A 26,985-nucleotide genomic window follows, 5' to 3' on the forward strand; every position below is an offset into this window, starting at 1 on the left:
AAAATACATTATGAATACAGAATTATCATTACAAAGAGAACAATTACAAGCGGCATTTATTTCTAAAGTATACGGTTGGATGAGTGTAGCACTCGTTATAACAGGAGTGGTTGCTATGTGGGCTGCATCAACACCTGCTGTGTATAACGCTATTTTTCCTGGTACAACCATGTTGCCATTTTATTTGCTAATCGGTGCTGAAATCGGAGCGGTTATTTACTTGTCGGCTAGAATTAACAAAATGTCTGCTGAAACTGCCGGAGTTGTGTTTTTAGTATATTCTATTTTAAATGGATTGACATTGTCAATGGTGTTTTTAATTTACACAAGTTCGTCTATCGCTTCTACATTTTTAGTGACGGCAGCTACTTTTGGAGTAATGAGTGCTTATGGTTATATGACTAAAAAAGATTTAACCTCTATTGGGAATCTTGCATTTATGGCTTTGATAGGATTGATTATTGCTTCGTTAGTAAATATGTTTTTACAAAGTGAAATTATGTATTGGGTAATAACGTATGCAGGAGTTTTAATTTTTGTTGCGTTGACAGCTTATGATACTCAAAAAATAAAAAGAATGGCTTCTTACGATGATTCTCAAGAAGTATCAAAAAAGAAATCTATTATGGGGGCATTGACTTTGTATTTAGATTTCGTGAACTTGTTTTTGTACTTGTTACGTTTCTTAGGGGATAGAAGATAAAAAGTAATACCAACAGATAAATACCATTGATTTGAAATCAAAACATAATTTTTACTTTTTTGTGTTGTTTTTGTTCGGAACGTTGACAACGGTTTTTGCGCAATATGGAATTCCTGATGCTCCAAAAAAACAGACAAGTTTGTACGATCGAGCAAATTTGTTAACTAAGCAACAACAGCAACAATTAGAGCGAAAGTTAGTTCGGTATTCAGATTCTACTTCTACGCAAATAGTAGTGGTAACAATGACCTCAATAGGAACCAACAATATAGCAGTGTTTGCTGCTGAGCTTGGTCAGAAATGGGGAATTGGTCAAAAAGGTAAAGACAATGGTGTGTTGATATTGGTTGCAAAAAACGAAAGAAAAGTCAATATTTCAACTGGTTATGGGGTAGAGCATTTGCTAACAGATGCGCTTTCAAGAAGAATTATTGAAAATATCATTACTCCAAATTTTAAATCGGGTAATTTTTATGCTGGATTGAATAAAGGAACCGACGCTGTATTTAAAGTGTTGACAGGAGAATTTAAAGCCAACCCAAAAAAGCAAAAGAGCAAAACTTCTTCAAAACTCAAAGGTTTCTTTATTTTTATCGTAATCCTGTTGTTTTTTATTTTTAGAAATAGAAACAATCGTGGAGGGGGTAAAGGAGGTCGAAGAAGAGATATGTCATCAGATATATTAACTGCCATTTTATTCAGTAATATGGGTAGAAGCAGCGGTGGTTTCGGAGGAGGAAGTTCCGGAGGTTTTGGTGGTGGTGGTTTTTCTGGAGGCTTCGGTGGAGGAGGCTTCGGTGGAGGTGGTGCTAGTGGAAGCTGGTAGCTAACATTTCTCTACTAAGTTCAGCATCTTTTGCATGGTGTTCCAATTTCGCGTTGTGGCTTTTATCTTTAATTTGTTTTCAAAAAAATTATTGTGAAGCTTCGTTTTTCCATAACCATTTTTGCAATGAACATAAATGCAAGAGCCTTGTGTTGAAAAAGTATCTTCGTTATAATCATTCTTAGAAAGTTCAGAAATCAATTGATTTTGAGGTTCGTTTTCTAGAAATACAAAATAATTTTTTTTGGTGTCCTCTATAGAAAAAGGATAGAGATCGATTGTTTTTTTGATGCAGTTACTTGTGTAGATAAAGGCAATTGTTTCTATTGAGAACAAATCAAGTAAAAGTTTTTCGATACTCTTTTTAAGAGCATCAGCTGGTAGATTCGAGTTCGGAATAACAATATTTCCACTTTGGATATAGGTCAGAGCATTTGGAAAGTTGTTTTCATGTAGTGCCTTTTTCAAAGCATCCATTTTGAGAATGTTTTTTCCAGAAACATTGATTCCTCTTAAAAATACTATATAGTGCTGCATCATTATTTTTTTATAAAGATAAAAAAATGCCTATAGCAAAAGCTATAGGCATAAAGAATCAATCTAAACCAAAGATTGCTTTCCGCGGCTCTACCCAGCAGATACGTTTCCACCCGAAGATGTTTTTATTTCTATGTTTTTTGGATTTCCTTTATGTGTAATGCTTGCTCCGCTACTAGCTTTTCCTTTAAGATGTTCTCGTGCAGTAACACTGATGTGCGACCCGCTACTAGCTTTTGATTCAACGAGGTTGGCTTCTAATTCGTAGGCATCAATTGAGCTTCCGCTACTTGATTTTGCTGAAAGGTTATTTGTGGTGCCTTTTATCATTAAATTACTTCCACTGCTTGTACTCAAGTGAATGTTTTTGCATTTCACTTGTAGGTTCATTGAAGACCCACTGCTACAAGTTGCGTTTAGGTTCGCAGATAGTAGCGAGTTTTCAGAGATAATTCTTCCTCCGCTACTAGTTTCTAATTCGTTTATTCCATCTATAGATACATAGATGTTTCTAGCTTTAGATTTACGAATATTTGGTTCGCAATAAACTTTTAGTTTTCCGTTTTTAATACTAGTTTGAATAGAACTATGGGTATTTTCATCAGCTTCAACAGTTAGCTTTTTATCGCTACTATGTGTTAAGTAAAGGGTGATACCTTCTTGAACTTCAATGCTAGAAAAAGATTCAGAAATGACACGTTCTTCCGTCGTTACCTTGTTGTTTCCGGTTACACTGTTTTTTTGATTGAAGTCTACACGACAACTGGTCAAGGATATGGTAGTCACTGTCGCAATAAAAAAGAGTGTTAAGTTTGTCTTTGTTTTCATGATGTTACATTTGGTTTTTAAAAAGTCTTTCGTCGCAATCAGTGCATTCTAGTCCCATGTCTCTCATTATAAAATAATGGTTTGGGATATCGTTGTTGTACAAATCTTGCGTGGTTTCTATAGGACCTAAAAAACTTTTGGTTGAATTGGTAAAATAGAGCGTTATGTTTTTTGGAATTGAAATTGTCACCGATACGGATTCATTTTTACTCAAATGTTTTTCAGGGCTTAAAAAATAGCCATTCAGTTCGATAGTATTGTCTTTGACAGCATAATTGTATTCAATGTTTTCGGCATTCGAATTTGCCAATTGCCTGTTTTTACCTTTTGATACTCGTCTAACTTTTATGGTTGCATTGTCTGTATCATTGTAAATAACATCAACAGTTATGTTATTGCAATACAGTTTTTGAACGTCTTTATCGTATACATACTCTTGTGATTTTCCACTTCGTAAGAAGTTTTTAAAGAGCAATTCGTCGTTGTTTACCATTTTAATCTGTAATGTGTCATTTACCTGGTACGCGAATGGTTCTTCTTGTATTTTGGAACCAGAAAACGCTTTTGCTGTACTGTGTTCAATACCGGTAAATATTAAGGCAAGTATGGCAATAATCCAAATTCCTAATAGTGTTAGGGAGGTTGGTTTGCTTAGTTGCTTTACTGATGATGAAATAATTCGTAGTCCGAGTAAAAATAGGATTAAGAAAGGGAATCCAATAGCGACAAAAATTAATGAAGCCAAGGTCCAGTCTGGAATTATTGAGCTATAAATGAAAGAAGGAATATTTGTAAACGAGTTAGAAATACCCATTAATTCAATGCTTCCAAATGAAAAAGCTGCGATTACAAGTGAAATCAAAACTGCTGCGGCAACGAACATAAGAAGCACTCCAATAACCTTTCCGAATATTTTAAATAGGGTTAGTATTATTTTGCCTAAAGTGTCTAAAAAATTTTGAAATCCTGTTTTTGCTTTGCTGTAATCAGCGTTTTTAATTTTGTCACCAACATTGTTGAATTCGGTTCTTATTTTTTTTTCAATATTGTCGATGTTTACAGCTTCACCTTCCATCTCGAGCTTTTCGGCCGTGGTTTTAGCTTCAGGCAACAATATCCATAAGATAATATAAACAGGTACCGCAAAACCAATGGTAATGGTAGTTATGATAAATAACAAACGCACCCATATAAATTCGATTCCCAAATAATGACCTAACCCAGAAGCTACACCACCAAGAAATTTATTTTCTCCATCACGGTATAGTTTTTTAGAATTGGGTTTTGGTCTTTGGTTATTTGTGTTATCGTAACTTTCACCAGCATCTTCGTAATCTTCGGGTTGTCCCATAATTTTGATGATGTCGTTGATGTCTTGCTCGTTTACAACTTGTCGTTGGTCAACTATTTTTTCAGACAGCAATTCGCTTATTCTAGCTTCGATATCGGCGATAATTTCATTTTTTCCTTGTGGGTCATCGCTCAATGAACGTGCTATCGATTCGAGATAGTTTTTTAGGATTTGATATGCAATTTCATCAATATGGAAAAAGAATCCTCCTAGGTTGATATTTATTGTCTTATTCATGTCGTTAATTTTTATTGCTGGTAACTTTGTCTACCGCATTTGTTAGGTTGTTCCAAGTAGTGTTTAATTCCTTTAAAAAGAGGGTTCCGTTTTCCGTGAGTACATAATATTTTCTAGGTGGGCCAGAGGTAGATTCTTCCCAGCGGTAACTGAGTAGGCCTGCGTTTTTAAGCCTAGTCAGCAAAGGGTAAATGGTACCTTCTACAACAATCATTTCTGCTTCTTTTAAAGTAGATAAGATTTCAGAAGTGTAAGCATCGCCTTTTGCGAGTATTGAAAGGATGCAGTACTCTAGTACTCCCTTTCTCATTTGTGCTTTTGTGTTTTCTATCTTCATTAGGAGTGTTTATTTTATAAAGTTGATACTAAAGGGGTAGGTGTAAGCTTCTCCATTTTGAGCTTTAAGAGATGCAATAATTATTAAGGCTAGTTTACTGAGTTCGAGTATGGCAATTGACAAGCCAAAAAGGGCTACACCAAATATTCCGAAAAATAATACAATCCCCAATACACTTATCAAAAGAAAACCAGCTAAGATTAATTCATAGATGCAAATGCTAAGATTAAAATTTACAGCTTCTTTCGCATGGTGCTCTGTAAACGAAGATGGGTTTTTTAATGTTTTCCATAGAATTAATGGGATGATAATACTACCTAGAGGAATAAAATACCCTGCCAAGGCAGAAATATGTATTAAAAAGGAATTTGTTTGTTCACTGTTTTTTTGCATGATACAACTCAATATTAATGTTCTATGGTACAAATATACATACAAACATAGTATTATGCAAAACATAGTACTGTTTATTTTTAAATAGTTTTGTGGATTGATCTGTTTTCTGTAGTGTTTATAGGGGGTTTGGGGTGTGAAAAAAAGATGTGATTATTTGAGCTATTATTAATAAAAGCATTAAAATGGTGAACTCAACTTTTTTTTTTAACTTAGGTAGATGAAGTTTACACCGTCTTTGTTAAATCGATTTGTATTATTTAAAATACCTTCTGCTTATATTTCAGGTGTAAGAGTTAGTGGTGTATATGAAGATAGAATTGTTGTGTCTGTACAACATAGATGGATCAACCAAAATCCATTCAAATCGATGTATTGGGCAACACAAGGTATGGCATCTGAATTGGCTACAGGAGTACTGATGATGAAAAGTATACAAGCAACTGGAAAAAAAATATCAATGTTAGTTGTGGGACAGAGTGGTGTTTTTATAAAAAAAGCCAAAGGAAAAATTGTGTTTGAGTGTAAGGAAAATGATATTATTCAGTCTGCAATAAAAAAAGCCATTGTTTCAGAAGAAGCACAGATACTTGTTTTGTCGTCAAGAGGTAAAGATGAGTCTGGTGATGTGGTATCTGAGTTTGAATATCAATGGAGTATCAAAGTAAAAAAAACATGAAAAAATTATTGCTTCTCGTATTGGTCTTATGTGTAGCGTGTGCTAAAGACAATATAGAAACTTATGAGACGCTGAACGAATACGTTGATTTGAACTCTCTAAACTCAAAAGATCATGTGATTGCTTGTGCTGCCAGTAAAGCTGATAATTCGAATACTGTTTTTGTGTTTTTTTACCCTGTACCAGGTGCAACAGATTTTAAATATTTTGAAACTGAAAATACCGATGTAGAAAAGAGTGATTTAACGTTGTATTCAGAGGTTGATTTGTCTGTTGAGCCTGTTTTAATGGGTATCTGCAACGTTTTGTTAGAAACTCAGAACAAGAAGTATGGTGTACTGTTACGTATAAAGTAGCAGGTGAGTTGAGAATGGCACAACCTATTCGATTGAAACATCAAACATACGAGACCGAATGGTCTGATGAAGTTCAAATCGCATATTCAGAAAATAGTAAACCAACGTTTTCATGGCAAGATGGCTTGATAGATGACAATGCTATTTACTTTCAGGTAGTGACAAATGGTCAAAACGATTTACTGTCTGGGACCTATACCTATGATAAGAGTTTTGCATATTACGACGTATCCAATGTAGTATTGAATGTTACAAGAGAAGAGCCTCCAGCATTAGTATTGAATGATGATTATGGATTTACGATGATGGGCGTAAGTTTGGATAATTGGGTCAATCTAGTAATTCAAAAAGATTTTCAAATAGAGGATAAGTAATTCTATATTTTCAGCAAGATTATTCGTCCTCGGTTGCTGCTTTTATTTTTTCAATGAAAGAGTTTAATTCTTTTCCATATCTAGAATTTTTAATCTCTTCAGTTAGCGAGTTGTTTATCGTATCCAATAATTTGATGTTCGCATCAGCTAATTGTGTCAGTGCTATATATGGTGCAACTTCAGAGTCTTTATTGTGAACAGCAAAATTGGTCGTGTATAAATATTTTCTTCGTAATATTTGTTTCGATTTTTCAGCAAGTTGCTCCAATTTTTCTTGATTTTTTTCTTTTTCAGCTTCAAAATTATCTTTGATCATGTCAAGATTCTGATTTTGGAATTTTGACGATATTTTGTTGTATTCATCTAATATTTCTTGATTTTCTGAACCAGAAATTTTAGCTCTTAGTACAAAGTTGTCAAGTTGCGTATGGATGCTAATTTCACCAGTATCTCCAAAAAACGGAATTGTATTTTCGCTGTTTTTGTTCAAAGAAAGAAAGTAAAGTTCCCCACTGTTTTTTTTAGAGGTTAGGCTGTAATTTGCAGTACCGTCTAAATAAATCGAATCTACAGTAGAAAGAACACCCTCTTCTATTTTTTGTAAATACAGCGTTCCTTTTTTCAAACCAATAATCTCACCTTTAACAATCATGGTGTTTTTGGAATTGTCTTTAGAGCAAGACATTATCAAAAATGTAGAAATAAAAGTTAAGAGAATAAGTTTTTTCATTGTTGTTTAGTTTAATGGTTTGTTATAAGTGTTTTTCGATAGCTTTTGCTACACCATCGTTGTGGTTGGTGTCTGAGATGTCATTTGCAATTGCCAATACTTCTTCTTTGGCGTTTTTTACTGCAACTCCCATTTTTACCGCTTTCAGCATTTCAATATCGTTATAATTATCGCCAAATGCAATACAGTTTTCCAAACTTAATGCATCGTAACTGTTTTGTAGCAGTGTTTTGATTCCTGTAAGCTTCGAGATTTCTTTATTTGCAATTTCTATATAGGTGTCTTTAGAACGGTATAGGTGTAATTGATCGGGGTAAGCGGCAGATAGTTTTTCCATTACAATGTCTAAAGCTTCTTTGTCTCCCATACACATTACTTTATGTGCTCCTTTGTTGTCGTTTTTCCAGCTCGATAATACTTCTTCTATAGGCTTGATAGTAGGAGTTACCTTTGTGTTGTTTTCTTCACGTTTAGCCCAAAAGTCCATGTTTTCTACATACCAATCATCGTTGTTGTATAGACTGATGTGGAATTTTTTATCTGTATTTAAAAGTGCAATATCTTCTAATATAGAAGTCGGGATTTCAGTGGAGTGAATACTTTTGCCATCAACCAATACCAATCCTCCATTGTAACAGATAATAGGTGTGTTTTTGATATTTAAATCTTCTTGAATGTGATACATTGCACTTGGCATTCTTGAGGAAATCAAGATAAATGGTATGTCCTTTTTGTTGATTCTTGCAACTTCGTTTTTTAATGCCGCAGATGGTACTCTTTCTTTGTTTAATAAAGTTCCATCGATGTCGGTAAAAGCAATCTTTAAACTCATAAGTGTTTTGTGTTCTATTAAGCTTTGTCTTTGTCTCTTTCTAATACAGCTTTAACAATTCCTCTGTGAACAAATGTATTCACAACTCTCCAACCTGTTTTAGCATAACTATTTAATAAGTTCTCAAAGTCAGCATCCTTTTTTATTGGCGTGCTTTTCTGCTTAATGAATTTGTATTCTTTCATAAGAGGGGGGTTTTTAAATTGAAATTATTTTTTTTTCGGAGGCATTGGGCCTCTTTTGTGGATGATCAAACCGTTTAAAAAGTTTCGTAAAAACTGATCTTTACATTCCATAAATTTAGGGTGCTCTTCATTGCGGTACAAAGCATTGATTTCACTTTTTGTCACCTTAAAATCAACCAATCCCATAATCTCTACGATATCGGTGTCTTTTAGTTGTAAGGCTACTCTTAATTTTTTTAAGATGTCGTTATTTGTCATGATAATTTCTTGAATTGCAAATATAGTTAATTAGATTTGTTGAGATTAGATTTTAAAGAGATGAAAAATAACAAACTATTTTATGGTCGTTGCCTTTTTTTTGGGCTGCTTTTATTTATGAATTCTATCCTATTTGGGCAAGAAGTTAATAGACCGGATGGCTTTAAAGAAATCAAAAAAGAAATACCCTCGGTGATTTTAGAAATCAGGTATTTTGGGAGCCATAACTTTATAGGAAAGCCGATTGATGGATATCAAAAATCAACGGCTATTTTATCTGATCAGGCAATTGTTGCGTTAAAAAAAGCAGCTGCCGATATAGCATCAAAAGGAATGGTGTTTAAAATTTTTGATGGGTATAGACCTCAAAGAGCAGTGAATCATTTTGTGCGTTGGGCAAAAGATGAAAAAGATACTTTGATGAAATCAGAATTTTATCCTGATGTAGCGAAAAAAGATTTGTTTGAATTAGATTATATAGCTTCTAAATCAGGACATACAAGAGGTAGTACTTTAGATTTGACTTTGGTATACCGCACAACAGGAAAAGAAGTTGATATGGGGAGCCCTTATGATTTTTTTGGAAAAATCTCTTGGCCTTTCGATACATCAATCACTAAAAAACAGCAAGAAAACAGGATGTTGTTGAGAGAAGTGATGTTACAAAATGGCTTCAAACCCTATCAGTGTGAGTGGTGGCATTTTACATTAAATAATGAACCTTACCCTGATACATATTTTGATTTTCCGGTAGAATAATCAAGAAGTAAGTTCAAATGCTTTCGACTCCATTTCGATTCCGTTGATTACAAGACTTATGCCATGTGTTCCAGGATAATATGTTCTCGTACTGATGATTTTAAACGAATGATTCCGTGTATACTCAAGCGTTTGTCCTTGTGTTAGATCTCGTTCAGAAATTTTGAATATTTTTTTAGAAAGTTTTCCGTTTGCCAATAAAAAGTGCACAAAATATTCTAAGCGAACTTTTTGTGATTTTTTTGAAATATTTTGAATTTTAAATTCAAACGTAAGTGCATCTCCGACAGCTACTTTTTGGTTTCGTAAATTAAAAGCACTCGTGTTAAAATTTTCAATTGCTGGATAACCAAATAATTGTAGTGCTTGTGTATTTCCTTTTTTTAATAAAGTTCTCGCAGCATGTTTTACCAGCCAATCTCTTTCATCAGAAAATCCATTCCACTTACTTAATATTTTTAATATTGCTTCTGGATGATCTTTCGAAATGTCGTTGAGGTTGTTTGCTACACTTCTTCTTACATATAATGATGTGTCGTCTTTTAAATTTTCCAATATCGGATAGATAGGTGTAGGATCCTTTTTTAGAAAAGGCAAGCCCATTCCCCATGGCAATCTTGGCCTACAGCCTTCAGATGCCAATCTTCGTACCGATGGGTGTTTGTGTTTGCTCCATGCTACTAATTTTTTAAATGTTTCCGTAGGAAATTTTAATAAATAGGGGCGTATGGCAAATTCACAACTGGCCAAAATGGTTACTTTTTCTATAGCGCGTAATGAATCGTCAAGATGTCCTAGCCCGTAAATTTCTATATAATCACATAAGACCAAATATTCAAATGTATCTTGTTTGTTTTGGTTGATACGAATGTCTTCAGAAATGGCCACAATGCATTTTAAATTTTCTTTGACATCTTCTGTCAACTGCTCGTTTAAGGCATATGCTATATGTTTTATTCTAGGTTTGAGTTCTAAGTTTTTCCAATTTTTGTCGAATACAGTTTTCAAAAACAACTCATGGTTAAAATTCGCAATATGCATAGCACATATTTCTCCAAAGGGAATAACGAAAGTTTCGTTGAATAGATTTTTTAGAGGCTCAGCCATATTTAATCTTTTAATACTGCTCTAGAAATAACGATTTTTTGAATTTCAGAGGTTCCTTCGTAAATCTGGGTGATTTTGGCATCTCGCATCATACGTTCGACATGGTATTCTTTTACGAATCCATAACCTCCGTGAATTTGAACCGCTTCTGTGGTAATTTTCATACAAGTGTCTGCACAGTATAATTTTGCCATCGAACTCGATAAATCATAATTTAATCCCTGATCTTTTTCCCAGGCCGCTTTCATACATAAAAACCTTCCAGCTTCAATTTCTGTTGCCATGTCGGCTAGTTTAAAAGCAATTGCTTGATGTTTGCTAATTTCTTTTCCGAAAGCTTTACGTTCTTTACTGTATTGAAGAGAGAGTTCGTACGCTCCACCAGAAATCCCCAATGCTTGAGCGGCAATACCGATTCTACCTCCAGATAAGGTTTCCATTGCAAATCGAAACCCAAATCCGTCATCACCAATTCTATTTTCTTTAGGTACCTTAACATCTGTGAATAACAATGAATGCGTGTCTGAACCTCGTATGCCTAGTTTGTTTTCTTTTTTACCTATTTTAAAACCAGGCGTGTCTTTTTCAACGATAAAAACATTGATACCTTTGTGGGCTTTTGAAACATCGGTTTGAGCTATAACTAAATAGATACTTGCATTCCCTCCGTTTGTAATCCAGTTTTTAACACCGTTAAGCTCGTAATAATCTCCTTTGTCTATAGCGGTGGTCTTTTGCGAAGTGGCATCGCTACCAGCTTCGGGTTCACTCAAGCAGAAAGCACCTAGTACTTCGCCACTTGCAAGTGGTTTTAGATATTTTTGTTTTTGTGCTTCTGTACCGTATTTTTCTAAACCCCAACAAACCAAAGAATTATTAGCCGACATGGCTACGCCAGCCGACGCATCAATCTTAGAAATCTCTTCAATGGCAAGTACATAAGATATGGTGTCCATACCACCCCCGCCATATTCAGGAGCAACCATCATTCCCATAAATCCCATTTCGCCCATTTTTTTTATTTGTTCATGCGGAAAGGTTTGATTTTCATCTCGTTCAATAACGCCAGGTAATAATTCTGCTTTTGCAAAATCTCTTGCGGCATCTCGTATCATTATGTGTTCTTCAGACAATTGAAAGTTCATGGAATATTTTTTTAGAAATTCAATATAGTAATTTTTAAAAGTGCTTTTTATTTTTAAATCATTTTTTTAAGTCTGTGAAACTAAAAAACTACATTTGTTAAGAATAGAATTGTATGAAGAACACATATTATTGTATCGGAATCATGTCAGGAACTTCATTGGATGGAGTTGATTTGGTATATGCAACACTGACTAGTGATGAAAATTACTCGTATCAGATACTTAAGACCAAAACCTATGTTTATTCGCAAGAATGGCTTGTTGCTTTAAAAGAAGCTTTTCATAAGAAACCGGTAGAGTTAATCGAACTTGATGTTCGGTATGGTAAATATACAGGGGAGCTTGCAAAACAATTTATTATTGAAAATTCTATTGAACAAATAGATTTCATAGCCTCTCATGGTCATACCATTTTTCATAAACCCGAAATGGGCTACACTTTGCAAATTGGCTCAGGAAAAGAAATAGCCAACATAACCCAATGCAAAACAATTTGCGACTTTCGAACGCAAGATGTAAAATTTGGTGGTCAAGGAGCTCCATTGGTTCCTGTCGGAGATAGTCTTTTGTTTTCAGATTTTGATTATTGTTTGAATCTAGGTGGTTTTGCGAATGTTTCTTATCGAAGATGCAGCGAGAGACTGGCCTATGATATATGTCCAGTGAATATTGTGCTGAATTATTATGTACAACAATATGATTTGTCTTTTGATGAAGGTGGGCAGATTGCTAAATCAGGTAAAGTACATGAATCTTTGTTAAAGGCGTTAAATGCTAATTCTTTTTACCAGCAAAAACCTCCTAAATCTTTGGGGTTTGAATTTGTGTCGCAACAAATTATTCCCTTAATCGATACTTTTGACTTAGCGTTAAAAGATATTTTGAGAACCTTTGTTGAGCATGCTGCTATCCAAATTTCTGCAGTTGTAAATAGAAAAGAAAAGTCAAAAACCTTGATTACCGGTGGTGGAGCTTATAATAGTTTTTTGATAGAAAGACTACAGGTTTTATCAATCACAGAAATATCAATACCCGAGAAAGATTTGGTTGAGTTTAAAGAGGCGCTCATTTTTGGGTTGCTTGGCTTGTTGAAAATAGAGGAGAAGGTAAATTGTTTGAAAAGTGTTACTGGAGCAAGTAAAGATCATTCGAGTGGTGCGATTTATTATCCTAATTAGAACTGCATTTTTTCATGTGTTTCTATGTAAATAATCCGAAATTTCTAAGATTTTAACTGTGTGGTTGGGAAATTTTTAGTGATTTGTGTGTTTGCTTCGATTTTTTTTGACTGCAAAAAATATTCAAATGCTAATTTTTAGAGGTAAAAAAATTAAGGAGTATAAAAAACTGGATTGATTTTTAACAGAATCATTATTTCTGTGTGCGAAATCCTTTGCGTAAAGAAATCATGTTAAAAAGGAAGGTTTCTTTCTTAGAATTTAGTAGCTTAGGCGTTCTAAAATTTTATAATTATGTTCAAAAATTTCTTAGGTAAAAGTCCGTCTTGGTTCAAAGTTACGATGCTTTTCTTTTTAGTGATTAATATTCCAATTTATTTTTTAAATCCAACTGTGTCTGCGTGGATCTTTATCGCAGAATTTATTTTTACACTGGCGATGGCATTAAAATGTTATCCGTTGCAGTCAGGTGGTTTGTTGGCCATTGAAGTGTTGTTACTTGGTTTAACAACTCCTCACAATGCATATCACGAAGTTGAGCAAAACTTAGAGGTGATTTTGTTGTTGGTATTCATGGTTGCAGGTATTTACTTCATGAAACCTTTATTGATGTATATTTTCAGTAAGATTTTCTCTAAAATTAAATCGAAAGTAGCTTTGTCATTATTGTTTGTGTTTATGGCGGCCGTATTGTCTGCATTCTTAGATGCATTGACTGTTACTGCGGTTTTAATTAGTGTTGCTGTTGGTTTTTATGGTGTATATCACAAAATTCATTCAAGTGCTTCAGACTACGATGGAGATGGAGTGATTGATAGCAAACAATTAAGTGGAGAGAACCTTGAGCAATTTAGAAGTTTCTTGAGAAGTTTGATTATGCATGGAGTTGTAGGTACTGCTTTAGGTGGTGTTTGTACTTTGGTAGGAGAGCCTCAAAACTTGTTGATTGGAGAAAGAATGGGATGGGATTTTATTGAATTCTTCTTCCAAATGGGGCCAATTACAATGCCAGTTTTATTATGTGGTTTGTTGACAACAGTATTTTTAGAGTTGACAGGTTGGTTTGGTTTCGGAGCCAGAAGACCTCAAATAGTAAATCAAATTATTGATGGTTACACGAAAGCTGAAGATGAAAAAAGAACGGATAAAGAAAAATATGCCTTAATAGTACAAGGTGTTGCTGCGGTATTGTTAATTATTGGATTGGCAACTCATGCTGCACCAGTTGGTTTTATCGGATTAGGTTTGATTGTGTTTCAAACGGCATTTATGGGGATTATCGAAGAACATGCTTTGGGGCATGCCTTTGAAGAAGCATTGCCTTTTACAGGGTTGATTGTTGTGTTTTTTGTGATCGTTGCTATGATTCACGACCAACATTTGTTTACTCCTATTATTGAATGGGCGTTGCACCAAGATCCAGACGCACAGCCAGGTTTGTTCTATATAGCAAATGGAGTTCTTTCAGCAATTAGTGACAACGTGTTTGTAGCTACTGTATATATCAGTGAAGTACAACAAGCATTTGAGTCAGGTCAGATTTCAAGAGAGCATTTTGAGAAATTGGCAATTGCAATTAATACAGGTACAAATTTACCAAGTGTTGCAACACCAAACGGACAGGCTGCATTCTTATTCTTATTAACCTCTTCATTAGCTCCATTGATTAACTTATCATACGGAACAATGGTTAAAATGGCGTTGCCTTATACGATTGTATTAGGTGGAGTTGGTTATATGATGGTAAACTTAGTTTTGCACTAAGCATCAAAAAAACATATAAACTTAAAAGGAGCCTTCGAAAGAATGGCTCCTTTTTTATTGTATACAAGATTCGAAATAATATTTATGAATTAATTAAATCAAAAACAATTTACTATTCGTATTTTCGTTTTCTTTAAATACCTAACAAAATCTATTTCATATGTTATCATTGTTTCAAGAAGCCATCGTCAATACAGAAGAGGTAGTTTCAGAAGAAAAAACATTGTCTATCTATAAATTAATCATGGAAGGCGGTGTTGGTGGTCAGCTCATTATAGCTATTTTATTAGTGCTTTTAGCAGTTACCTTGTACATTTACTTCGAACGTTTTTTTGCAATTAAAGCAGCGACAAAAATTGATAAAGATTTTATGAATCAAATCAAAGATCATGTTGCGAATGGAAACTTAGAAGCTGCGAAGTCGTTGTGTTCGAATGCAGAAACACCGGTAGCTAGTTTGATCGGTACAGGTATTTCTCGAATAGGGAAACCGTTAGAAGATATCAATACGGCTATTGAAAATGCAGGGAAGTTAGAGGTTTACAAATTAGAAAATAATGTGAGTGTTGTGGCTACTATAGCCGGAGCAGCACCGATGATTGGTTTTTTGGGTACGGTAATAGGTATGATTATTTCAATACATGAAATTGCCAATGCTGGAGGACAAATTGATATCAAACTATTAGCTGATGGACTGTATACAGCCATGACAACTACAGTTGGTGGGTTGATTGTAGGAATTATTTCATACATATCGTACAATCACCTAGTGGTTAAAACAGATAAAGTAGTATATCAAATGGAAGCTAAAACGGTTGAGTTTTTAGATCTATTAAACGAACCCGTATAAAAATTGACTTATGAATATACGAGGTAGAAATAAAGTAGATCCGAATTTCAATATGTCGTCAATGACAGATATTGTTTTTTTGTTGTTGATATTTTTTATGTTGACTTCTACTTTGGTTACAGTAAATGCGATTGACGTGTTGCTTCCGAAAGCAGGAGGGAAAACAGAAAATAAATCTTCAATAGCTGTTTCTATTACTAAAGACGCAAAGTTTTATATGGATGGCAAAGAAGTTACAGAAACAAATTTAGAGAGTGCTATCAAAAAAGAGTTTGCTACATCAGAGACTAAAACTTTGGTGATTCGAGGAGATCGAGAAGTGTCTTACAAAAATATTATGTACGTGATTGATATTGCAAATCGCAACAAAATAAAAATGATACTTGCCGTAAAAGGAATGTAGTGCTATGAAATATCTAGAAACAAAACACGAACGAAAATCTGCTGCAATCACAGTATTGTTGATGGCGGCTATATTACTTCTGATGTTGTTTTTTGGAATGCGCTATATGGATCCTCCAGAAGAATATGGAATCGCAATTAATTTTGGTACATCAGATGTCGGTAATGGTTCACCTGTTTTTAAAGAAACGGTAAAATCTACTCAGCAACCAACACAGCAGCAAAGCATTCCCAAACAGCAAGCGAAACCTGTTGAAGAAGTAAAAGAAGAGGTGTTAACACAGAACACAGAAGAAGCTCCGGTAATTCAAAAAGAGAAAGTAGTAAAGAAAGAAACGCCAACGCCTCAAGAAAAACCAAAAGAGATAGAAAAACCTGCTGTAAAGGAAGCACCTAAACCTTCGGAAGCGACACAAGCTGCCTTGTCTAATTTGTTAAACGGTAACCCATCAGAGGGAGATGAAACGAAAGGTGAAGGAGATGATGCTGAGGCTGGTTTGAAAGGAAGTGAGTTAGGAGATCCAAATTCGTCGAAATATTACGGAAATGGAGGTTCTGGGGGTGATGGAAATTATCGATTAGGAAATAGAAAAGCCATAGAAAAACCACAAATACAATCGGATTGTAATGAAGATGGAATTGTTGTGATTAACATTGAGGTTGATAGAAGAGGGAATGTTAATAGAGTGTCATTAAGTCTAAAAGGGAGTAATACTACGTCACCTTGTCTAGTAGAAATTGCTAAAAAAGCGGCTTTAAGCACGAAATGGAGTGCAGATCCAGAAGCCTCACCTGGACAAAAGGGAACAATTATTTATCATTTTTCATTATCTGAATAGCAGTATTTCGGAATCTAAACTTATGAATTATCAAGAAACACTAAATTGGTTATTTGTTCAGTTACCTATGTACCAACGACAGGGAGCTGCAGCCTATAAAAAAGATTTGTCGAATACCATTTTATTGGCAGATACGATTGGAAATCCACAAAACAACTTCAAATCCATTCATGTTGCCGGAACCAATGGTAAGGGGTCTTGTAGTCATATGCTTGCGTCAATTTTACAAGAAGCAGGTTATAAAGTAGGGTTGTATACTTCTCCACATTTGATTGATTTTCGAGAACGCATCAAAATAAATGGAGCTGAGATTTCTGAAGAAAAAGTAATTTCATTCGTCGCTAAGAACAAAGGTTTTTTCGAAGCGCAGCAATTATCGTTTTTTGAAATGACAGTCGGATTGGCATTTGAATATTTTAGTGATGAAAAAGTGGATTTTGCTGTCGTTGAAGTGGGTCTAGGAGGAAGGTTAGATTCTACAAATATTATTCAACCAGAAGTGTCATTGATTACGAATATAGGATTAGATCATACCAAGTTTTTAGGAGATACTCTAGGAAAAATAGCATTTGAAAAAGGAGGAATTATTAAAGAAAATATACCCGTAGTCATTGGGGAATACCAAGAAGAGACGTTTTCTGTTTTTGAAAAGTTGGCTCAAAAGAAACATGCACCTTTGTTTTTGGCTAGTGAGGGAGACGACAGAAAATATCCGTCAGATCTAATCGGAAGTTATCAAAAACACAATATAAAATCGGTGGTAAAGACGGTTGAGGTATTACGAAGCAAAGGGTTTAGAATAGAAGAAGAACGAGTAAGAAAAGGCTTGCTACATGTTCAGAAGAATACAAATCTTTTAGGGAGATGGCAGGTATTGCAAACGAGTCCCAAAACAATTTGCGACACTGCACATAATAAAGAAGGCTTGAAGTATACCTTAGCGCAATTGCAAGAAGAATCTTACGATAAATTGCATATTGTTTTAGGAGTCGTCGATGATAAAGATTTATCTAAGATTTTACCTTTATTTCCTGAAAATGCATATTATTATTTTTGCAAACCTAATTTAGGTAGAGGTTTAGACGCTTCGGTGTTACAAAGCAATGCTGGTGAATTTCAGCTGAAAGGATCGGTTTTTGATTCTGTAAATCAGGCATATAAAAAGGCTTTGTCAGTTGCGCATTCATCAGACTGTATTTATATCGGAGGAAGCACATTTGTCGTTGCAGAAATTTTACAATAAAAACGAAAAAATGTTTGGTCAGTTTTAACATTGGTCTTATATTTGCCACCGCTAAGGGCAATTAGCTCAGTTGGTTCAGAGCACCTCGTTTACACCGAGGGGGTCGGGGGTTCGAATCCCTCATTGCCCACCAAGTTTAAAAGGCTACACAATTTGTGTAGCCTTTTTTTATGCGTTTCAAATTTATAGATAAAATTTAAGTCCAAGCATTACTTTACTGATGGAAGTATTAGCTTCTACACTTTTCAATTGAACATCATAAAATGTAAACTGTAAACCTAGTTCATAATCGTTTGAACCCGTATAGTCAATTTTTCCTGTATATAAACTAGAGTATCCTCTATTGTCCATAGAAACTTCAGGGGTTGAAGTCAGTGAGTAACCAAGTGCTAAACTAATAGGGACTTCGTATTTTATGTTTAGATTTACATCACCCAAAATACCCATGGTAACATAATTGTCTATGGTTCCACGTTGCAAAGACTCACCTTGACTTATGTGAAAATTAGCTTGAAGTCCGTAAGACGGGTTAAATGCGTAAGCAGCTCTTAAGCCAATACCGACAGATGTAGAAGGGACTTTTTTACTCAACGTAGGATAAGGTTCCCCTTCGATTACATCTTGTAAATATTCAGCAACATTGATAAAGTTCCCTGTTAATGCAGTTGCTTTTATCGATCCAGAGAGAATAAATTTTTCGGTTTCTTTTAATTTGATCAACCAGCCAATATCTCCTCCCGATACCGAATTAATACCATCAGCAACGATTGTTGACATGTCAGATCCAAGTCTTCCTGCCAGCTTCACTGATAAAAATAATGATAGCCAAGAGTTGAATTTTTGTTGGTACTGAGCATTGAAATCAACGTAGAATATTTTTCCTTGAAACCTGAAAAGTTCTCTGTCTCCAATTTCAACACCTGGAATTGTTATTAACGAGGTAGAACCGAAACCTACATCAGTAGACAAGCTTGTCGCTATAAATGGACTTTTGAGTTGTGTGGTTGTAGCAAATCGGTGTCCGTTTAACATGGGAATTCTGTTGCGAATAGTTTCTGATTTTTCCTGTGCGTCGGTAGCCTGAAAAACAGTACAGAAGAACAATAGTAAGAGTAGCTGCTTTTTCATAATTTATTTTTTCTGCTCGTTAATGGTATTTCAATACCTGTAAGTAGTTTGTATGATGAGCTTTTAACTCTTGGGATTAAATCGTTAACAATAGGGTCTTCTGTGATGTTGTCAAGACCTTGTGCATATCGTGCTTCTACAAACAAAATTGTATTTCCAATGGCAAACTTATATCCTGTCCCAAACTGTATGGAGAAATTCCATGAGTTGACACTTATGTCTAACGGTTCTGATGAGCCGTCGTTATATGTGAGTTCATTGTTTAGTAATAGAGCCGACTCGATTCCGCCTATAGCGTAAAATTTTTTGTTGTTACTACTAACTTTTACCAATACCGGTATGCTAAAATAATTCAACTTTACTTTCAAACTATCTACAGGGTAATAGCTGTCTTTTTTTATATGACTTATTTTTGTTCCTTCTTGACTATATGAAGGCTGTATGCTAATGGCAATGCTTTTTGAAACAGGAATGTCTACAAAAGCACTAAAAATAGCTCCTACCTTACTTTTATATGCTGTGTTCGGTTCTGCGTCTCCGTTTAATTTGCTAGAGTTTATACCTCCTTGAAAGCCGATATTGACTTGTGCAAAAGAAATTGATTGAATTGTGAAAAATAGAATTAAGAGAAGGAGTTTGTGTCGCATAGTTGATGTTGCTTCTTAGATACACTAAAATACAAGTATTTTTTGAGAATTGGTTTTAGTACTCATGAAAAATGAATAGTAATTACAGTTCGTATGATTTGCTAGCATCTAGCTTGATAAAAATAAATAATAGTATGGTGAATCCCCATAACCCAGAACCTCCATAGCTAAAGAAGGGTAAAGGTATTCCTATGGTAGGAAAAAGTCCGATTACCATACCAATATTGATTAGGTAATGGAAAAAGAAAATTGCAGCAATGCCATACCCATAGACACGACTAAATGTAGTTTTTTGTCTTTCTGCAAGCTGTATAATTCTAAGCACAAAAAAAGTGAATACGATAATCAGGAGTGAAGTACCCAAAAATCCCCATTCCTCACCGATAGTACTAAAGATATAATCGGTGTGTTGTTCAGGCACAAAATTTCCTTGGGTTCTATCACCTTGTAAATATCCTTTTCCTGAGAAGCCACCAGATTTAATAGTTAATACAGATTGGTTGGTGTTGTAGCCTACACCTCTAGTGTCATTCGATTTTCCTAGAAGTATATTAAAACGATCTCTGTGTCGTTGTTCAAAAATGTTATTGTATACATAGTCTACACTAAAGATAAAAAGCCCACAAATAGCATAGAGACCCATGATATTCATCCATTGAAACTTCAAAGACTTTTTTCGGTAATAGATAATATATAGGATGAATAATGAGAAGATTGTATATGTGGATAACAAGACAATATTGAAGCCAAATGCTAAGGTTAATATAAATACAAGTATGGCAAAACCGCCTATTGCAATATAGTAGATAGGTAATCCTTCACGGTATAGAACAAAGAAAAATGCAGTGTAGATCAAAGCCGATCCAGGATCGGGCTGTAGGGTGATTAAAACTGCAGGTAAGAAGATAATGAAGAAAGCCTTAATTTGATTTTTGAATAATTTCAAATCATATTGTTTGTCGTTCAGCAATCTTGCCAAAGCTAAGACTGTTGCAAATTTTGCAAACTCCGAAGGTTGCAAGCTTGTAGCGCCCAAGTCATACCATGAGGTTGCTCCATTTATCTTTTTACCGAACACGAATAATCCGGCAAGTGAAGCCATTGATATCAAATAGATAATAGAAGAAAACCGTTCAAAAATTTTAGAATCAACAAACAAAATTCCAATGACGAGAAGAAAACTAAGACCAATCCAAAGTATTTGTTTTCCGTGTTTCGTTGAAAAGTCAAACAATGATACTGCTTCGTCAGAATGTGTAGCAGCGTAAATATTCATCCATCCAAAAAGGATTAAAAATAAATAGAGAAAAACCAACGTAAAGTCCACTCCAAAAAATATGTTATTCCTCTGTGCTCTCACCTTTAATTGTTTTCAGTTGTTTTTCGTATACTGCTTCTAAGCTAGTGTTTAACATTCTGTTTTCCCAGTATTTGTTGGTTGTTTTTCCTGTAAGATATCTTTCAATCATTAAGCTTGCGATTGGTGCGGCGATCATTGAACCATAACCACCATTTTCGATATATACTACTAAAGCTATTTTAGGATTTTTTTTCGGTGCAAATGCTACGAATATTGAATGGTCTTCGAATTGTATTTTTTTACCGTCGATTCTTTTAAAGTTTTCTGCAGTACCGGTTTTACCACAAATTTCAATGTCTTTTAAACGCACGTGTTTGGCGGTACCTGTTTTGAATACATCATGCATTCCTTCGATAATAGGAGGGAAGTGTTTTGGGTTTATAGTTGTCGAGTGAAGGGTAGTGTATGCTGAGTCGATTGGGGTTTTATCACTGGTTGCTTTTAAGATATGAGGAGTGTAATAATATCCTTTGTTGGCTACAGCAGCAGTCATATTTGCCAGTTGTATCGGTGTGGTTAAAATTTGACCTTGTCCGATAGCATTCGAAATGGTATAGGTAGCTCTCCATCTGCCATCAGGATACCATCTGTTGTACAAGGCTGCATCTGGAATCAATCCTTTTTGACCTTGTGGTAAATCGTAACCTAAGTACTGTCCTAAGCCGAAACTTCTAATATGTTTACTCCATGCATTCATTCCCTCAGAAGCGGTTGGGTATTTCTCTATAATTCTTCTGTAAACATTGGAGAAGTAGCTATTACAAGATTTAGCTAGCCCTTGCTGTAATTTTATCGGTTGGTTGAAAATACCACAGTGACATCCCATAAATTCTTTTTCTCTTGCTCCATATTTATAGCCATGAAAACAGCGAAAAGACGTCTTAGGTGTGATTACTTCTTCTTGCAATCCTGCGAGCCCTTGAATAATTTTAAAAGGAGATCCAGGCGCATATTGTGCTAGTAAGCTTCTGTCGTACATAGGTTTGTTGATCGTGTCGCTAAAAAAGATAACAGAATTTTTAGAACGTTCTCTTCCTACCATTAAGTTGGGGTTGTAGTTCGGCATCGTAATCAAACTAAGGATTTCACCAGAGTCTGGTTCAATAGCTACGATACCACCCCTTTTTCCTTTCATCAGAGCTTCTCCATATTGTTGTAATTCAGAATCTAAAGTTAATGTTAGGTCTTTACCATCTACCGGTAAGGTATCGTAGATTCCGTTTTTATAGGGACCAATTATTTTATTAAACCGATCACGTTGTAGGTATTTTACCCCTTTTATTCCTCTTAAAAATGATTCGTATTGTTTTTCTACTCCTGTAGTACCAATAAGTTCTCCCGGTTGGTAGTATGGGTTTTTATTAGCTACTTCGTCGTTAACTTCATTTACATAACCTAAAACATTTGCGGCAGAATTGATTGGGTAATTTCTCAAGAGTTTTCTTTCAATATAAAACCCTTTGTACTTATGCATTTTTTCTTGAAGGTAGGCGTAGTCTTCTTTCGATAAGTGTGCTAAAAAAACAGAAGGAAGTCTACGAGACCATTTTTTTGCTTTGTCAAAACGCTTTAAAAAATAGGCTTTGTCAATTTTTAGTAGTTTGCAAAATTCAACAGTGTCTAGTGGGGCTACTTCTCTGGGTACAATCATTAAATTATATGATTGTTTATTTGCGACTAAGAGTGTTCCTTTTCTATCGTAAATATATCCTCTTTCTGGGTAGTCAAATAACTTTTTTATTGTCGAACTCCTAAGGTTATTTTGGTTGTTAGCGTTAGAAATAATTTGCAGATAAAAAAGCTTTCCGATAAATATGAAAGCAATGGTGATAATGAAAAATGATAAAAGATATCCGCGTTTCAAATTAATTCTTAGTAATGGGTTGATGCTCCTTTTTTTGTCAAATATAAACCTAAAATACACAAGAATATTGTCACCACACTAGTAGAAAATGTTTTATAAAGAACAGTCCCAAATTCTCTGAGGCTCCAATACTCGATTGAAAATAGTAAAAAATGATGCACCAATGTTAAAAGTGAAATATAGACAAGTGTCTTAGGTAAAGGTTCGTTGTTTAACTTGAATAATTGGAAGTCTAAATCTTGTGAGTTCCAAATAATTTTGATCAATGGAAGGGTAAGATAGGCTGTTGCTACAGTTGCAGCTGCGTTGATTCCTCCAGTGTTTGAAAATAAGTCTATGCACAATCCAAATAAAAACGATACAATCAGAAAATTTGCTCTTTTGGTTTCAACCGGGTATAGAAAAATAAATAACAGATATGCGTTTGGGTTTAGGAAGCCGAAAAGATGTATTCTATTCAGAATCAAAGTTTGTATCAAAAGAAGTAATACAAAACGAAAACCGATAATTAATGTTTCTCTAGTCATTTTCGTGTAGTTCTAAGATTTCTTCTTTGTCTAAGTTGTCTATAACATGCACATATCCTAAATTACTCATATCTGTGAATAATGAGATTTCAATGTTGCTGTAATTCTTATTACTTGCTTCGAAACTTTTGATGATTCCGATAGGTAAGTTTTCAGGAAAAAGGATTGACTTTCCACCACTTACAATGGTATCACCAATTGCAATATTAGCTTGTCTTTGAATGTCTAATAATTGCACGGTTTTATAGTCTTTACCATCCCAAGTAAGGGTACCGAAATAATTGTTTTTTTGTAAGCGGGCATTGATTTTTGTATTGTTGTTCAGTATGCTCAACACAGTTGCGTAATTATGCGATACTTGATTTACAATTCCGATAATTCCTGTACTATTGATAACTCCCATATCTATATGTACACCATCATTGGTTCCTTTGTTTATGGTAAGTATGTTATTGCGATGCGTGTAATTATTTGCTATTATTTTTGCAGAAATGTATTGGTTTTTCACCAAGTTTGTGTCAAGGTGTACCGTATCTAAGGCTGCAGTTTGTAGCCCTAGTTTGGTTCTTAAAAATGCATTTTCTTCAGATAGACGTAAGTTCTCTTCTTTAAGTGTCGTGTATTCAAAAAACGATACGGTTTTGTTTAAAAAACCACCAGTTATCGCGTTGGCTGAATTGATAAACTGACTTTTATGGTAGCTGTGGGATTGTATGATGAAACCGAAGGCAATAATTTCAAGCAAGACAAACAGCAAGAAATATTTGTATTTTTCAATAAAATAAGCAATTTGCTGCATCGATTTTTTGTCTAATCACATTGAAATACCTCAATGGTATTTTTATCATTTATTTTAAAAGTACACTTTTGTAAAGGTCTATTTTTTTAAGCGCAATTCCGGTACCTCTTACCACGGCTCTTAACGGATCTTCAGCAATGTAAACTGGTAGATCTGTTTTTTTTGATAGACGTTTGTCTAAGCCTCTTAACATTGATCCACCACCCGCTAAATATATTCCTGTGTTGTAAATATCTGCTGCTAATTCTGGAGGTGTTTTCGAAAGTGTTTCCATTACAGCATCTTCAATTCGTAGAATAGACTTGTCTAATGCTTTTGCAATCTCTCTGTAAGAAACCTGAACTTGTTTTGGTTTACCGCTTAATAGGTCACGGCCTTGAACGAGCATGTCATCTGGAGGTGTTTCTAAATCTTCTGTAGCAGCTCCAATTTGAATTTTAATTTTTTCAGCAGTAGTTTCTCCAACAAATAAGTTGTGTTGCGTACGCATGTAATACATGATGTCGTTCGTAAACAAATCACCTGCAACTTTTACAGACTTGTCACAAACAATACCAGCCAATGCAATTACGGCGATTTCGGTAGTACCACCACCTATATCAATAATCATATTTCCTTTTGGTTCCATGATATCGATACCTACACCAATTGCGGCAGCCATTGGTTCGTAAATTAAGTATATTTCTTTAGCATTCATGTGCATCGCAGAATCACGAACCGCACGTTTTTCAACCTCAGTAATTCCAGAAGGAATACAGATGACCATACGCAATGCTGGGGGAAACATTCTTTTTTTAATAGAAGGGATGTTCTTGATAAATTCTTTTATCATTCCTTCAGAAGCTTCAAAATCAGCAATTACACCATCTTTCAATGGACGAATTGTTTTAATGTTTTCATGCGTTTTACCTTGCATCAGGTTTGCTTTTTGTCCTGTTGCGATAATTTTACCAGAAGACCTGTCTCTTGCTACAATCGAGGGGGCATCTACCACTACTTTTCCATTGTGAATGATAAGTGTGTTGGCAGTTCCTAAATCAATAGCAACATCTTCAATCATGAAATCAAAAAAACCCATAGTTCTTTTTTCGGTATTAGGTTAAAATATAAAGAATGTGCTCACAAAAGTGAACACATTCTCCAAATTTAATGAATTAATGTTTAAAATGACGTGTTCCAGTGAAAACCATTCCGATATTGTTAGCATCACAATAATCGATTGATAATTGGTCTTTGATAGAACCACCTGGTTGTATTACAGCTTCGATTCCTGCATTGCCTGCAATCTCTACACAGTCAGGGAAAGGGAAGAATGCATCACTTGCCATTACCGCTCCATTTAAATCGAAATTGAAAGTTTTTGCTTTGGCAATAGCTTGCTCTAATGCATCTACTCTTGATGTTTGTCCGGTACCACCTGCACACAATTGTTTGTTTTTTACCAAAATAATTGTGTTCGACTTTGTATGCTTACAGATTTTCGAAGCAAATAATAAATCTTCAACTTCTGAATCAGAAACTACACGTTTGGTAACGTTTGTCAAATCTTCTTTTTTGTCTGTTACGTTGTTCGGGTCTTGCGCTAAAACTCCGTTTAAAGCAGTTCTGTAACTGATGTTTGGGAATTCAACGTCTTTCTGAACTAAAATGATTCTGTTTTTCTTACCTTTTAAAACCTCTAAAGCTTCTTCAGAGTAAGATGGTGCAATTACTACTTCGCAGAACAAACTGTGAATTTCATTGGCTGTATCTAAATCAATTTCTTTATTTGCAATCAACACACCACCAAAAGCAGAAGTTGGATCACCAGCCAAAGCATCTTTATAAGCTTGAGCCAAGGTGTCTCTTTGTGCAAAACCACAAGCATTGTTGTGTTTTAAAATGGCGAAAGTCGGAGCTTCATTTTTGAACTCTCTAATTAAATTCACAGCTGCATCAACATCTAACAAATTATTGAATGATAATTCTTTACCGTGCAATTGATCAAATAATTCTTCAAGGTTACCGTAGAAAAATCCTTTTTGGTGAGGGTTTTCTCCGTAGCGTAATTGTTTTACAGTGTCAAAACTTTGTCTGAATTGTGGTTGGTCATCATTCATATAATTGAAGATAGCCGAGTCGTAGTGACTAGAAACGGCAAAAGACTTTGCTGAGAATGATTTTCTTTGCTCGATTGTCGTTGCACCGTTTTGTTCTGTAATGATGTCTAAGAATTCTCCGTATTGATCCATAGATGATACACAGATTACATCTTTAAAGTTTTTCGCTGCAGCTCTAATTAAAGAAATCCCACCAATATCAATTTTTTCAATAATATCTTGTTCTGGAGCACCACTAGCAACAGTTTTTTCGAAAGGATATAAATCTACGATTACGATATCAATTTCTGGAATTTCAAATTCTTCAATTTGTTTTTGGTCACCTTCGTTTTCACGTCTGTTTAAGATTCCACCAAAAACTTTTGGGTGTAAGGTTTTAACACGTCCTCCTAGAATTGAAGGATACGATGTTAAATCTTCTACGCGAACCACATCAATACCCAAATCTTTGATAAAAGTTTCGGTACCTCCAGTTGTGTAAATAGTAACATTTAATTCATTTAATTTCTTAACAATAGGCTCTAAACCATCTTTGTGAAATACAGAAATTAAGGCAGATTTTGCTGTTTTGCTAGTGCTCATTTTATGTGTTGTAAAATTTTCTGCGAAGTTACTAATATTGTGATGTTTTCGCAACTATTATTCTCT

Annotated in this window: 31 protein-coding genes and 1 tRNA gene; 13 read left to right on the forward strand and 19 right to left on the reverse strand. The window is 34.7% G+C overall.

Annotation, left to right across the window (positions count from 1 at the left end; genetic code table 11):
• Window positions 1-10: 10 nt before the first annotated feature.
• Together F6P99_RS08690 and F6P99_RS08695 are read left to right on the forward strand one after the other, a co-directional pair.
• Window positions 11-703: a Bax inhibitor-1/YccA family protein gene (locus F6P99_RS08690; protein WP_152287078.1), complete on the forward strand. Its 693-nt coding sequence runs from the start codon at window positions 11-13 to the stop codon at window positions 701-703.
• Window positions 704-734: 31 nt separating this feature from the next.
• On the forward strand, window positions 735-1,529 hold the full coding sequence (locus F6P99_RS08695; RefSeq protein WP_152287079.1) for a TPM domain-containing protein: 795 nt from the start codon (window positions 735-737) through the stop codon (window positions 1,527-1,529).
• Here the strand turns inward: F6P99_RS08695 and F6P99_RS08700 are convergent, their stop codons facing one another.
• The 5 genes from F6P99_RS08700 to F6P99_RS08720 all read right to left on the reverse strand — a co-directional run bounded on the left by F6P99_RS08700 (window position 1,530) and on the right by F6P99_RS08720 (window position 5,212).
• Window positions 1,530-2,069: a DUF1697 domain-containing protein gene (locus F6P99_RS08700; RefSeq protein WP_152287080.1), complete on the reverse strand. Its 540-nt coding sequence runs from the start codon at window positions 2,067-2,069 to the stop codon at window positions 1,530-1,532.
• A gap of 87 nt (window positions 2,070-2,156) precedes the next feature.
• Window positions 2,157-2,894, reverse strand: a complete 738-nt coding sequence (locus F6P99_RS08705) for a head GIN domain-containing protein (RefSeq protein WP_152287081.1) — start codon at window positions 2,892-2,894, stop codon at window positions 2,157-2,159.
• A 4-nt stretch (window positions 2,895-2,898) separates the two neighbouring features.
• Window positions 2,899-4,482, reverse strand: a complete 1,584-nt coding sequence (locus tag F6P99_RS08710) for a PspC domain-containing protein (protein ID WP_152287082.1) — start codon at window positions 4,480-4,482, stop codon at window positions 2,899-2,901.
• A 4-nt stretch (window positions 4,483-4,486) separates the two neighbouring features.
• Window positions 4,487-4,819 carry a PadR family transcriptional regulator gene (locus F6P99_RS08715; RefSeq protein ID WP_152287083.1) on the reverse strand — a complete coding sequence of 111 codons (333 nt, stop codon included), beginning with the start codon at window positions 4,817-4,819 and terminating at the stop codon, window positions 4,487-4,489.
• 9 nt (window positions 4,820-4,828) lie between these two features.
• Window positions 4,829-5,212, reverse strand: a complete 384-nt coding sequence (locus tag F6P99_RS08720) for a DUF4870 domain-containing protein (RefSeq protein WP_152287084.1) — start codon at window positions 5,210-5,212, stop codon at window positions 4,829-4,831.
• Window positions 5,213-5,432: 220 nt separating this feature from the next.
• On the opposite strand from F6P99_RS08720, the gene F6P99_RS08725 reads away from it, so the two are divergent.
• From F6P99_RS08725 to F6P99_RS08735, 3 genes are read left to right on the forward strand one after another with little or no spacing between them, the layout of a single operon-like run.
• Window positions 5,433-5,891, forward strand: coding sequence for a DUF4442 domain-containing protein (locus tag F6P99_RS08725; protein ID WP_152287085.1), 459 nt, complete (start codon window positions 5,433-5,435; stop codon window positions 5,889-5,891).
• Window positions 5,888-6,247 carry a hypothetical protein gene (locus F6P99_RS08730; protein ID WP_152287086.1) on the forward strand — a complete coding sequence of 120 codons (360 nt, stop codon included), beginning with the start codon at window positions 5,888-5,890 and terminating at the stop codon, window positions 6,245-6,247. The genes F6P99_RS08725 and F6P99_RS08730 overlap by 4 nt, the downstream gene beginning before the upstream one ends.
• Window positions 6,248-6,261: 14 nt before the next feature.
• Window positions 6,262-6,621: a hypothetical protein gene (locus tag F6P99_RS08735; protein WP_152287087.1), complete on the forward strand. Its 360-nt coding sequence runs from the start codon at window positions 6,262-6,264 to the stop codon at window positions 6,619-6,621.
• Window positions 6,622-6,640: 19 nt separating this feature from the next.
• On the opposite strand, the gene F6P99_RS08740 is transcribed toward F6P99_RS08735, so the two are convergent.
• The 4 genes from F6P99_RS08740 to F6P99_RS08755 are packed head-to-tail and all read right to left on the reverse strand — an operon-like array spanning window position 6,641 to window position 8,632.
• Window positions 6,641-7,351, reverse strand: a complete 711-nt coding sequence (locus F6P99_RS08740) for a DUF4369 domain-containing protein (protein ID WP_152287088.1) — start codon at window positions 7,349-7,351, stop codon at window positions 6,641-6,643.
• 22 nt (window positions 7,352-7,373) lie between these two features.
• The gene (locus F6P99_RS08745) at window positions 7,374-8,183 is read right to left on the reverse strand and encodes an HAD family hydrolase (RefSeq protein ID WP_152287089.1); all 810 of its coding nucleotides are present in this window, start codon (window positions 8,181-8,183) and stop codon (window positions 7,374-7,376) included.
• Between the two features lie 17 nt (window positions 8,184-8,200).
• Window positions 8,201-8,368, reverse strand: a complete 168-nt coding sequence (locus F6P99_RS08750) for a DUF4177 domain-containing protein (RefSeq protein ID WP_152287090.1) — start codon at window positions 8,366-8,368, stop codon at window positions 8,201-8,203.
• A 24-nt stretch (window positions 8,369-8,392) separates the two neighbouring features.
• Window positions 8,393-8,632, reverse strand: a complete 240-nt coding sequence (locus tag F6P99_RS08755; protein WP_152287091.1) for a DUF1456 family protein — start codon at window positions 8,630-8,632, stop codon at window positions 8,393-8,395.
• Window positions 8,633-8,743: 111 nt separating this feature from the next.
• Between F6P99_RS08755 and F6P99_RS08760 the strand changes: the two genes are divergently transcribed.
• The gene (locus F6P99_RS08760) at window positions 8,744-9,385 is read left to right on the forward strand and encodes a M15 family metallopeptidase (RefSeq protein ID WP_152287092.1); all 642 of its coding nucleotides are present in this window, start codon (window positions 8,744-8,746) and stop codon (window positions 9,383-9,385) included.
• Here the strand turns inward: F6P99_RS08760 and F6P99_RS08765 are convergent, their stop codons facing one another.
• Entirely contained in the window at window positions 9,386-10,492 is a 1,107-nt protein-coding gene (locus F6P99_RS08765; protein WP_152287093.1) for a DNA alkylation repair protein, read from the reverse strand.
• 2 nt (window positions 10,493-10,494) lie between these two features.
• Window positions 10,495-11,637 carry an acyl-CoA dehydrogenase family protein gene (locus tag F6P99_RS08770; protein ID WP_152287094.1) on the reverse strand — a complete coding sequence of 381 codons (1,143 nt, stop codon included), beginning with the start codon at window positions 11,635-11,637 and terminating at the stop codon, window positions 10,495-10,497.
• A 113-nt stretch (window positions 11,638-11,750) separates the two neighbouring features.
• Here F6P99_RS08770 and F6P99_RS08775 point away from each other — a divergent pair, with 113 nt between their 5' ends.
• From F6P99_RS08775 to F6P99_RS08805, 7 genes are all read left to right on the forward strand, one after another.
• Complete coding sequence (locus F6P99_RS08775) at window positions 11,751-12,815, forward strand: anhydro-N-acetylmuramic acid kinase (protein WP_152287095.1); 1,065 nt, start codon at window positions 11,751-11,753, stop codon at window positions 12,813-12,815.
• Window positions 12,816-13,109: 294 nt separating this feature from the next.
• On the forward strand, window positions 13,110-14,579 hold the full coding sequence (gene nhaB / locus F6P99_RS08780; protein WP_152287096.1) for a sodium/proton antiporter NhaB: 1,470 nt from the start codon (window positions 13,110-13,112) through the stop codon (window positions 14,577-14,579).
• A gap of 160 nt (window positions 14,580-14,739) precedes the next feature.
• The gene (locus F6P99_RS08785) at window positions 14,740-15,429 is read left to right on the forward strand and encodes a MotA/TolQ/ExbB proton channel family protein (protein WP_152287097.1); all 690 of its coding nucleotides are present in this window, start codon (window positions 14,740-14,742) and stop codon (window positions 15,427-15,429) included.
• A 10-nt stretch (window positions 15,430-15,439) separates the two neighbouring features.
• Window positions 15,440-15,832, forward strand: coding sequence for an ExbD/TolR family protein (locus F6P99_RS08790; RefSeq protein ID WP_152287098.1), 393 nt, complete (start codon window positions 15,440-15,442; stop codon window positions 15,830-15,832).
• A gap of 4 nt (window positions 15,833-15,836) precedes the next feature.
• Window positions 15,837-16,670: an energy transducer TonB gene (locus F6P99_RS08795; protein WP_152287099.1), complete on the forward strand. Its 834-nt coding sequence runs from the start codon at window positions 15,837-15,839 to the stop codon at window positions 16,668-16,670.
• 22 nt (window positions 16,671-16,692) lie between these two features.
• Window positions 16,693-17,913 (forward strand): bifunctional folylpolyglutamate synthase/dihydrofolate synthase, encoded by a 1,221-nt coding sequence (locus F6P99_RS08800; protein ID WP_152287100.1) that lies wholly within the window; start codon window positions 16,693-16,695, stop codon window positions 17,911-17,913.
• Window positions 17,914-17,968: 55 nt separating this feature from the next.
• A tRNA-Val gene (locus F6P99_RS08805) sits at window positions 17,969-18,046 on the forward strand.
• Between the two features lie 50 nt (window positions 18,047-18,096).
• On the opposite strand, the gene F6P99_RS08810 is transcribed toward F6P99_RS08805, so the two are convergent.
• From F6P99_RS08810 to purH, 8 genes are all read right to left on the reverse strand, one after another.
• The gene (locus F6P99_RS08810) at window positions 18,097-19,041 is read right to left on the reverse strand and encodes a hypothetical protein (RefSeq protein WP_152287101.1); all 945 of its coding nucleotides are present in this window, start codon (window positions 19,039-19,041) and stop codon (window positions 18,097-18,099) included.
• Complete coding sequence (locus F6P99_RS08815; protein ID WP_152287102.1) at window positions 19,038-19,688, reverse strand: porin family protein; 651 nt, start codon at window positions 19,686-19,688, stop codon at window positions 19,038-19,040. Before F6P99_RS08815 ends, F6P99_RS08810 begins: the two co-directional genes overlap by 4 nt.
• Before the next feature lie 82 nt (window positions 19,689-19,770).
• The gene (gene rodA, locus F6P99_RS08820) at window positions 19,771-21,048 is read right to left on the reverse strand and encodes a rod shape-determining protein RodA (RefSeq protein ID WP_152287103.1); all 1,278 of its coding nucleotides are present in this window, start codon (window positions 21,046-21,048) and stop codon (window positions 19,771-19,773) included.
• The gene (gene mrdA / locus F6P99_RS08825) at window positions 21,029-22,912 is read right to left on the reverse strand and encodes a penicillin-binding protein 2 (RefSeq protein WP_152287104.1); all 1,884 of its coding nucleotides are present in this window, start codon (window positions 22,910-22,912) and stop codon (window positions 21,029-21,031) included. The genes rodA and mrdA overlap by 20 nt, the downstream gene beginning before the upstream one ends.
• An 8-nt stretch (window positions 22,913-22,920) precedes the next feature.
• Entirely contained in the window at window positions 22,921-23,439 is a 519-nt protein-coding gene (gene mreD, locus F6P99_RS08830; RefSeq protein WP_152287105.1) for a rod shape-determining protein MreD, read from the reverse strand.
• Window positions 23,432-24,238 (reverse strand): rod shape-determining protein MreC, encoded by an 807-nt coding sequence (mreC, locus tag F6P99_RS08835; protein WP_152287106.1) that lies wholly within the window; start codon window positions 24,236-24,238, stop codon window positions 23,432-23,434. The genes mreD and mreC overlap by 8 nt, the downstream gene beginning before the upstream one ends.
• Window positions 24,239-24,287: 49 nt before the next feature.
• Window positions 24,288-25,316 (reverse strand): rod shape-determining protein, encoded by a 1,029-nt coding sequence (locus F6P99_RS08840; RefSeq protein ID WP_152287107.1) that lies wholly within the window; start codon window positions 25,314-25,316, stop codon window positions 24,288-24,290.
• A 76-nt stretch (window positions 25,317-25,392) separates the two neighbouring features.
• Window positions 25,393-26,919, reverse strand: coding sequence for a bifunctional phosphoribosylaminoimidazolecarboxamide formyltransferase/IMP cyclohydrolase (gene purH / locus F6P99_RS08845; RefSeq protein ID WP_152287108.1), 1,527 nt, complete (start codon window positions 26,917-26,919; stop codon window positions 25,393-25,395).
• Window positions 26,920-26,985 lie beyond the last annotated feature (66 nt).

The sequence above is a fragment of the Flavicella marina genome (assembly GCF_009193215.1).
Classification (GTDB): domain Bacteria; phylum Bacteroidota; class Bacteroidia; order Flavobacteriales; family Flavobacteriaceae; genus Flavicella; species Flavicella marina.

Excerpts from the sequence above, each read along its gene's own strand:
- F6P99_RS08815 (WP_152287102.1), bottom strand. The coding sequence starts at position 19,688 with ATGCGACACAAACTCCTTCTCTTAATTCTATTTTTCACAATTCAATCA.
- F6P99_RS08800 (WP_152287100.1), top strand. The coding sequence starts at position 16,693 with ATGAATTATCAAGAAACACTAAATTGGTTATTTGTTCAGTTACCTATG.
- F6P99_RS08700 (WP_152287080.1), bottom strand. The coding sequence starts at position 2,069 with ATGATGCAGCACTATATAGTATTTTTAAGAGGAATCAATGTTTCTGGA.
- F6P99_RS08770 (WP_152287094.1), bottom strand. The coding sequence starts at position 11,637 with ATGAACTTTCAATTGTCTGAAGAACACATAATGATACGAGATGCCGCA.
- F6P99_RS08730 (WP_152287086.1), top strand. The coding sequence starts at position 5,888 with ATGAAAAAATTATTGCTTCTCGTATTGGTCTTATGTGTAGCGTGTGCT.
- F6P99_RS08715 (WP_152287083.1), bottom strand. The coding sequence starts at position 4,819 with ATGAAGATAGAAAACACAAAAGCACAAATGAGAAAGGGAGTACTAGAG.
- F6P99_RS08775 (WP_152287095.1), top strand. The coding sequence starts at position 11,751 with ATGAAGAACACATATTATTGTATCGGAATCATGTCAGGAACTTCATTG.
- F6P99_RS08760 (WP_152287092.1), top strand. The coding sequence starts at position 8,744 with ATGAATTCTATCCTATTTGGGCAAGAAGTTAATAGACCGGATGGCTTT.
- F6P99_RS08795 (WP_152287099.1), top strand. The coding sequence starts at position 15,837 with ATGAAATATCTAGAAACAAAACACGAACGAAAATCTGCTGCAATCACA.
- F6P99_RS08810 (WP_152287101.1), bottom strand. The coding sequence starts at position 19,041 with ATGAAAAAGCAGCTACTCTTACTATTGTTCTTCTGTACTGTTTTTCAG.
- F6P99_RS08720 (WP_152287084.1), bottom strand. The coding sequence starts at position 5,212 with ATGCAAAAAAACAGTGAACAAACAAATTCCTTTTTAATACATATTTCT.
- F6P99_RS08750 (WP_152287090.1), bottom strand. The coding sequence starts at position 8,368 with ATGAAAGAATACAAATTCATTAAGCAGAAAAGCACGCCAATAAAAAAG.
- F6P99_RS08705 (WP_152287081.1), bottom strand. The coding sequence starts at position 2,894 with ATGAAAACAAAGACAAACTTAACACTCTTTTTTATTGCGACAGTGACT.
- F6P99_RS08710 (WP_152287082.1), bottom strand. The coding sequence starts at position 4,482 with ATGAATAAGACAATAAATATCAACCTAGGAGGATTCTTTTTCCATATT.
- F6P99_RS08745 (WP_152287089.1), bottom strand. The coding sequence starts at position 8,183 with ATGAGTTTAAAGATTGCTTTTACCGACATCGATGGAACTTTATTAAAC.
- nhaB (WP_152287096.1), top strand. The coding sequence starts at position 13,110 with ATGTTCAAAAATTTCTTAGGTAAAAGTCCGTCTTGGTTCAAAGTTACG.
- F6P99_RS08790 (WP_152287098.1), top strand. The coding sequence starts at position 15,440 with ATGAATATACGAGGTAGAAATAAAGTAGATCCGAATTTCAATATGTCG.
- F6P99_RS08740 (WP_152287088.1), bottom strand. The coding sequence starts at position 7,351 with ATGAAAAAACTTATTCTCTTAACTTTTATTTCTACATTTTTGATAATG.
- F6P99_RS08765 (WP_152287093.1), bottom strand. The coding sequence starts at position 10,492 with ATGGCTGAGCCTCTAAAAAATCTATTCAACGAAACTTTCGTTATTCCC.
- purH (WP_152287108.1), bottom strand. The coding sequence starts at position 26,919 with ATGAGCACTAGCAAAACAGCAAAATCTGCCTTAATTTCTGTATTTCAC.
- F6P99_RS08725 (WP_152287085.1), top strand. The coding sequence starts at position 5,433 with ATGAAGTTTACACCGTCTTTGTTAAATCGATTTGTATTATTTAAAATA.
- mreC (WP_152287106.1), bottom strand. The coding sequence starts at position 24,238 with ATGCAGCAAATTGCTTATTTTATTGAAAAATACAAATATTTCTTGCTG.
- F6P99_RS08840 (WP_152287107.1), bottom strand. The coding sequence starts at position 25,316 with ATGGGTTTTTTTGATTTCATGATTGAAGATGTTGCTATTGATTTAGGA.
- F6P99_RS08690 (WP_152287078.1), top strand. The coding sequence starts at position 11 with ATGAATACAGAATTATCATTACAAAGAGAACAATTACAAGCGGCATTT.
- F6P99_RS08785 (WP_152287097.1), top strand. The coding sequence starts at position 14,740 with ATGTTATCATTGTTTCAAGAAGCCATCGTCAATACAGAAGAGGTAGTT.
- F6P99_RS08735 (WP_152287087.1), top strand. The coding sequence starts at position 6,262 with ATGGCACAACCTATTCGATTGAAACATCAAACATACGAGACCGAATGG.
- mreD (WP_152287105.1), bottom strand. The coding sequence starts at position 23,439 with ATGACTAGAGAAACATTAATTATCGGTTTTCGTTTTGTATTACTTCTT.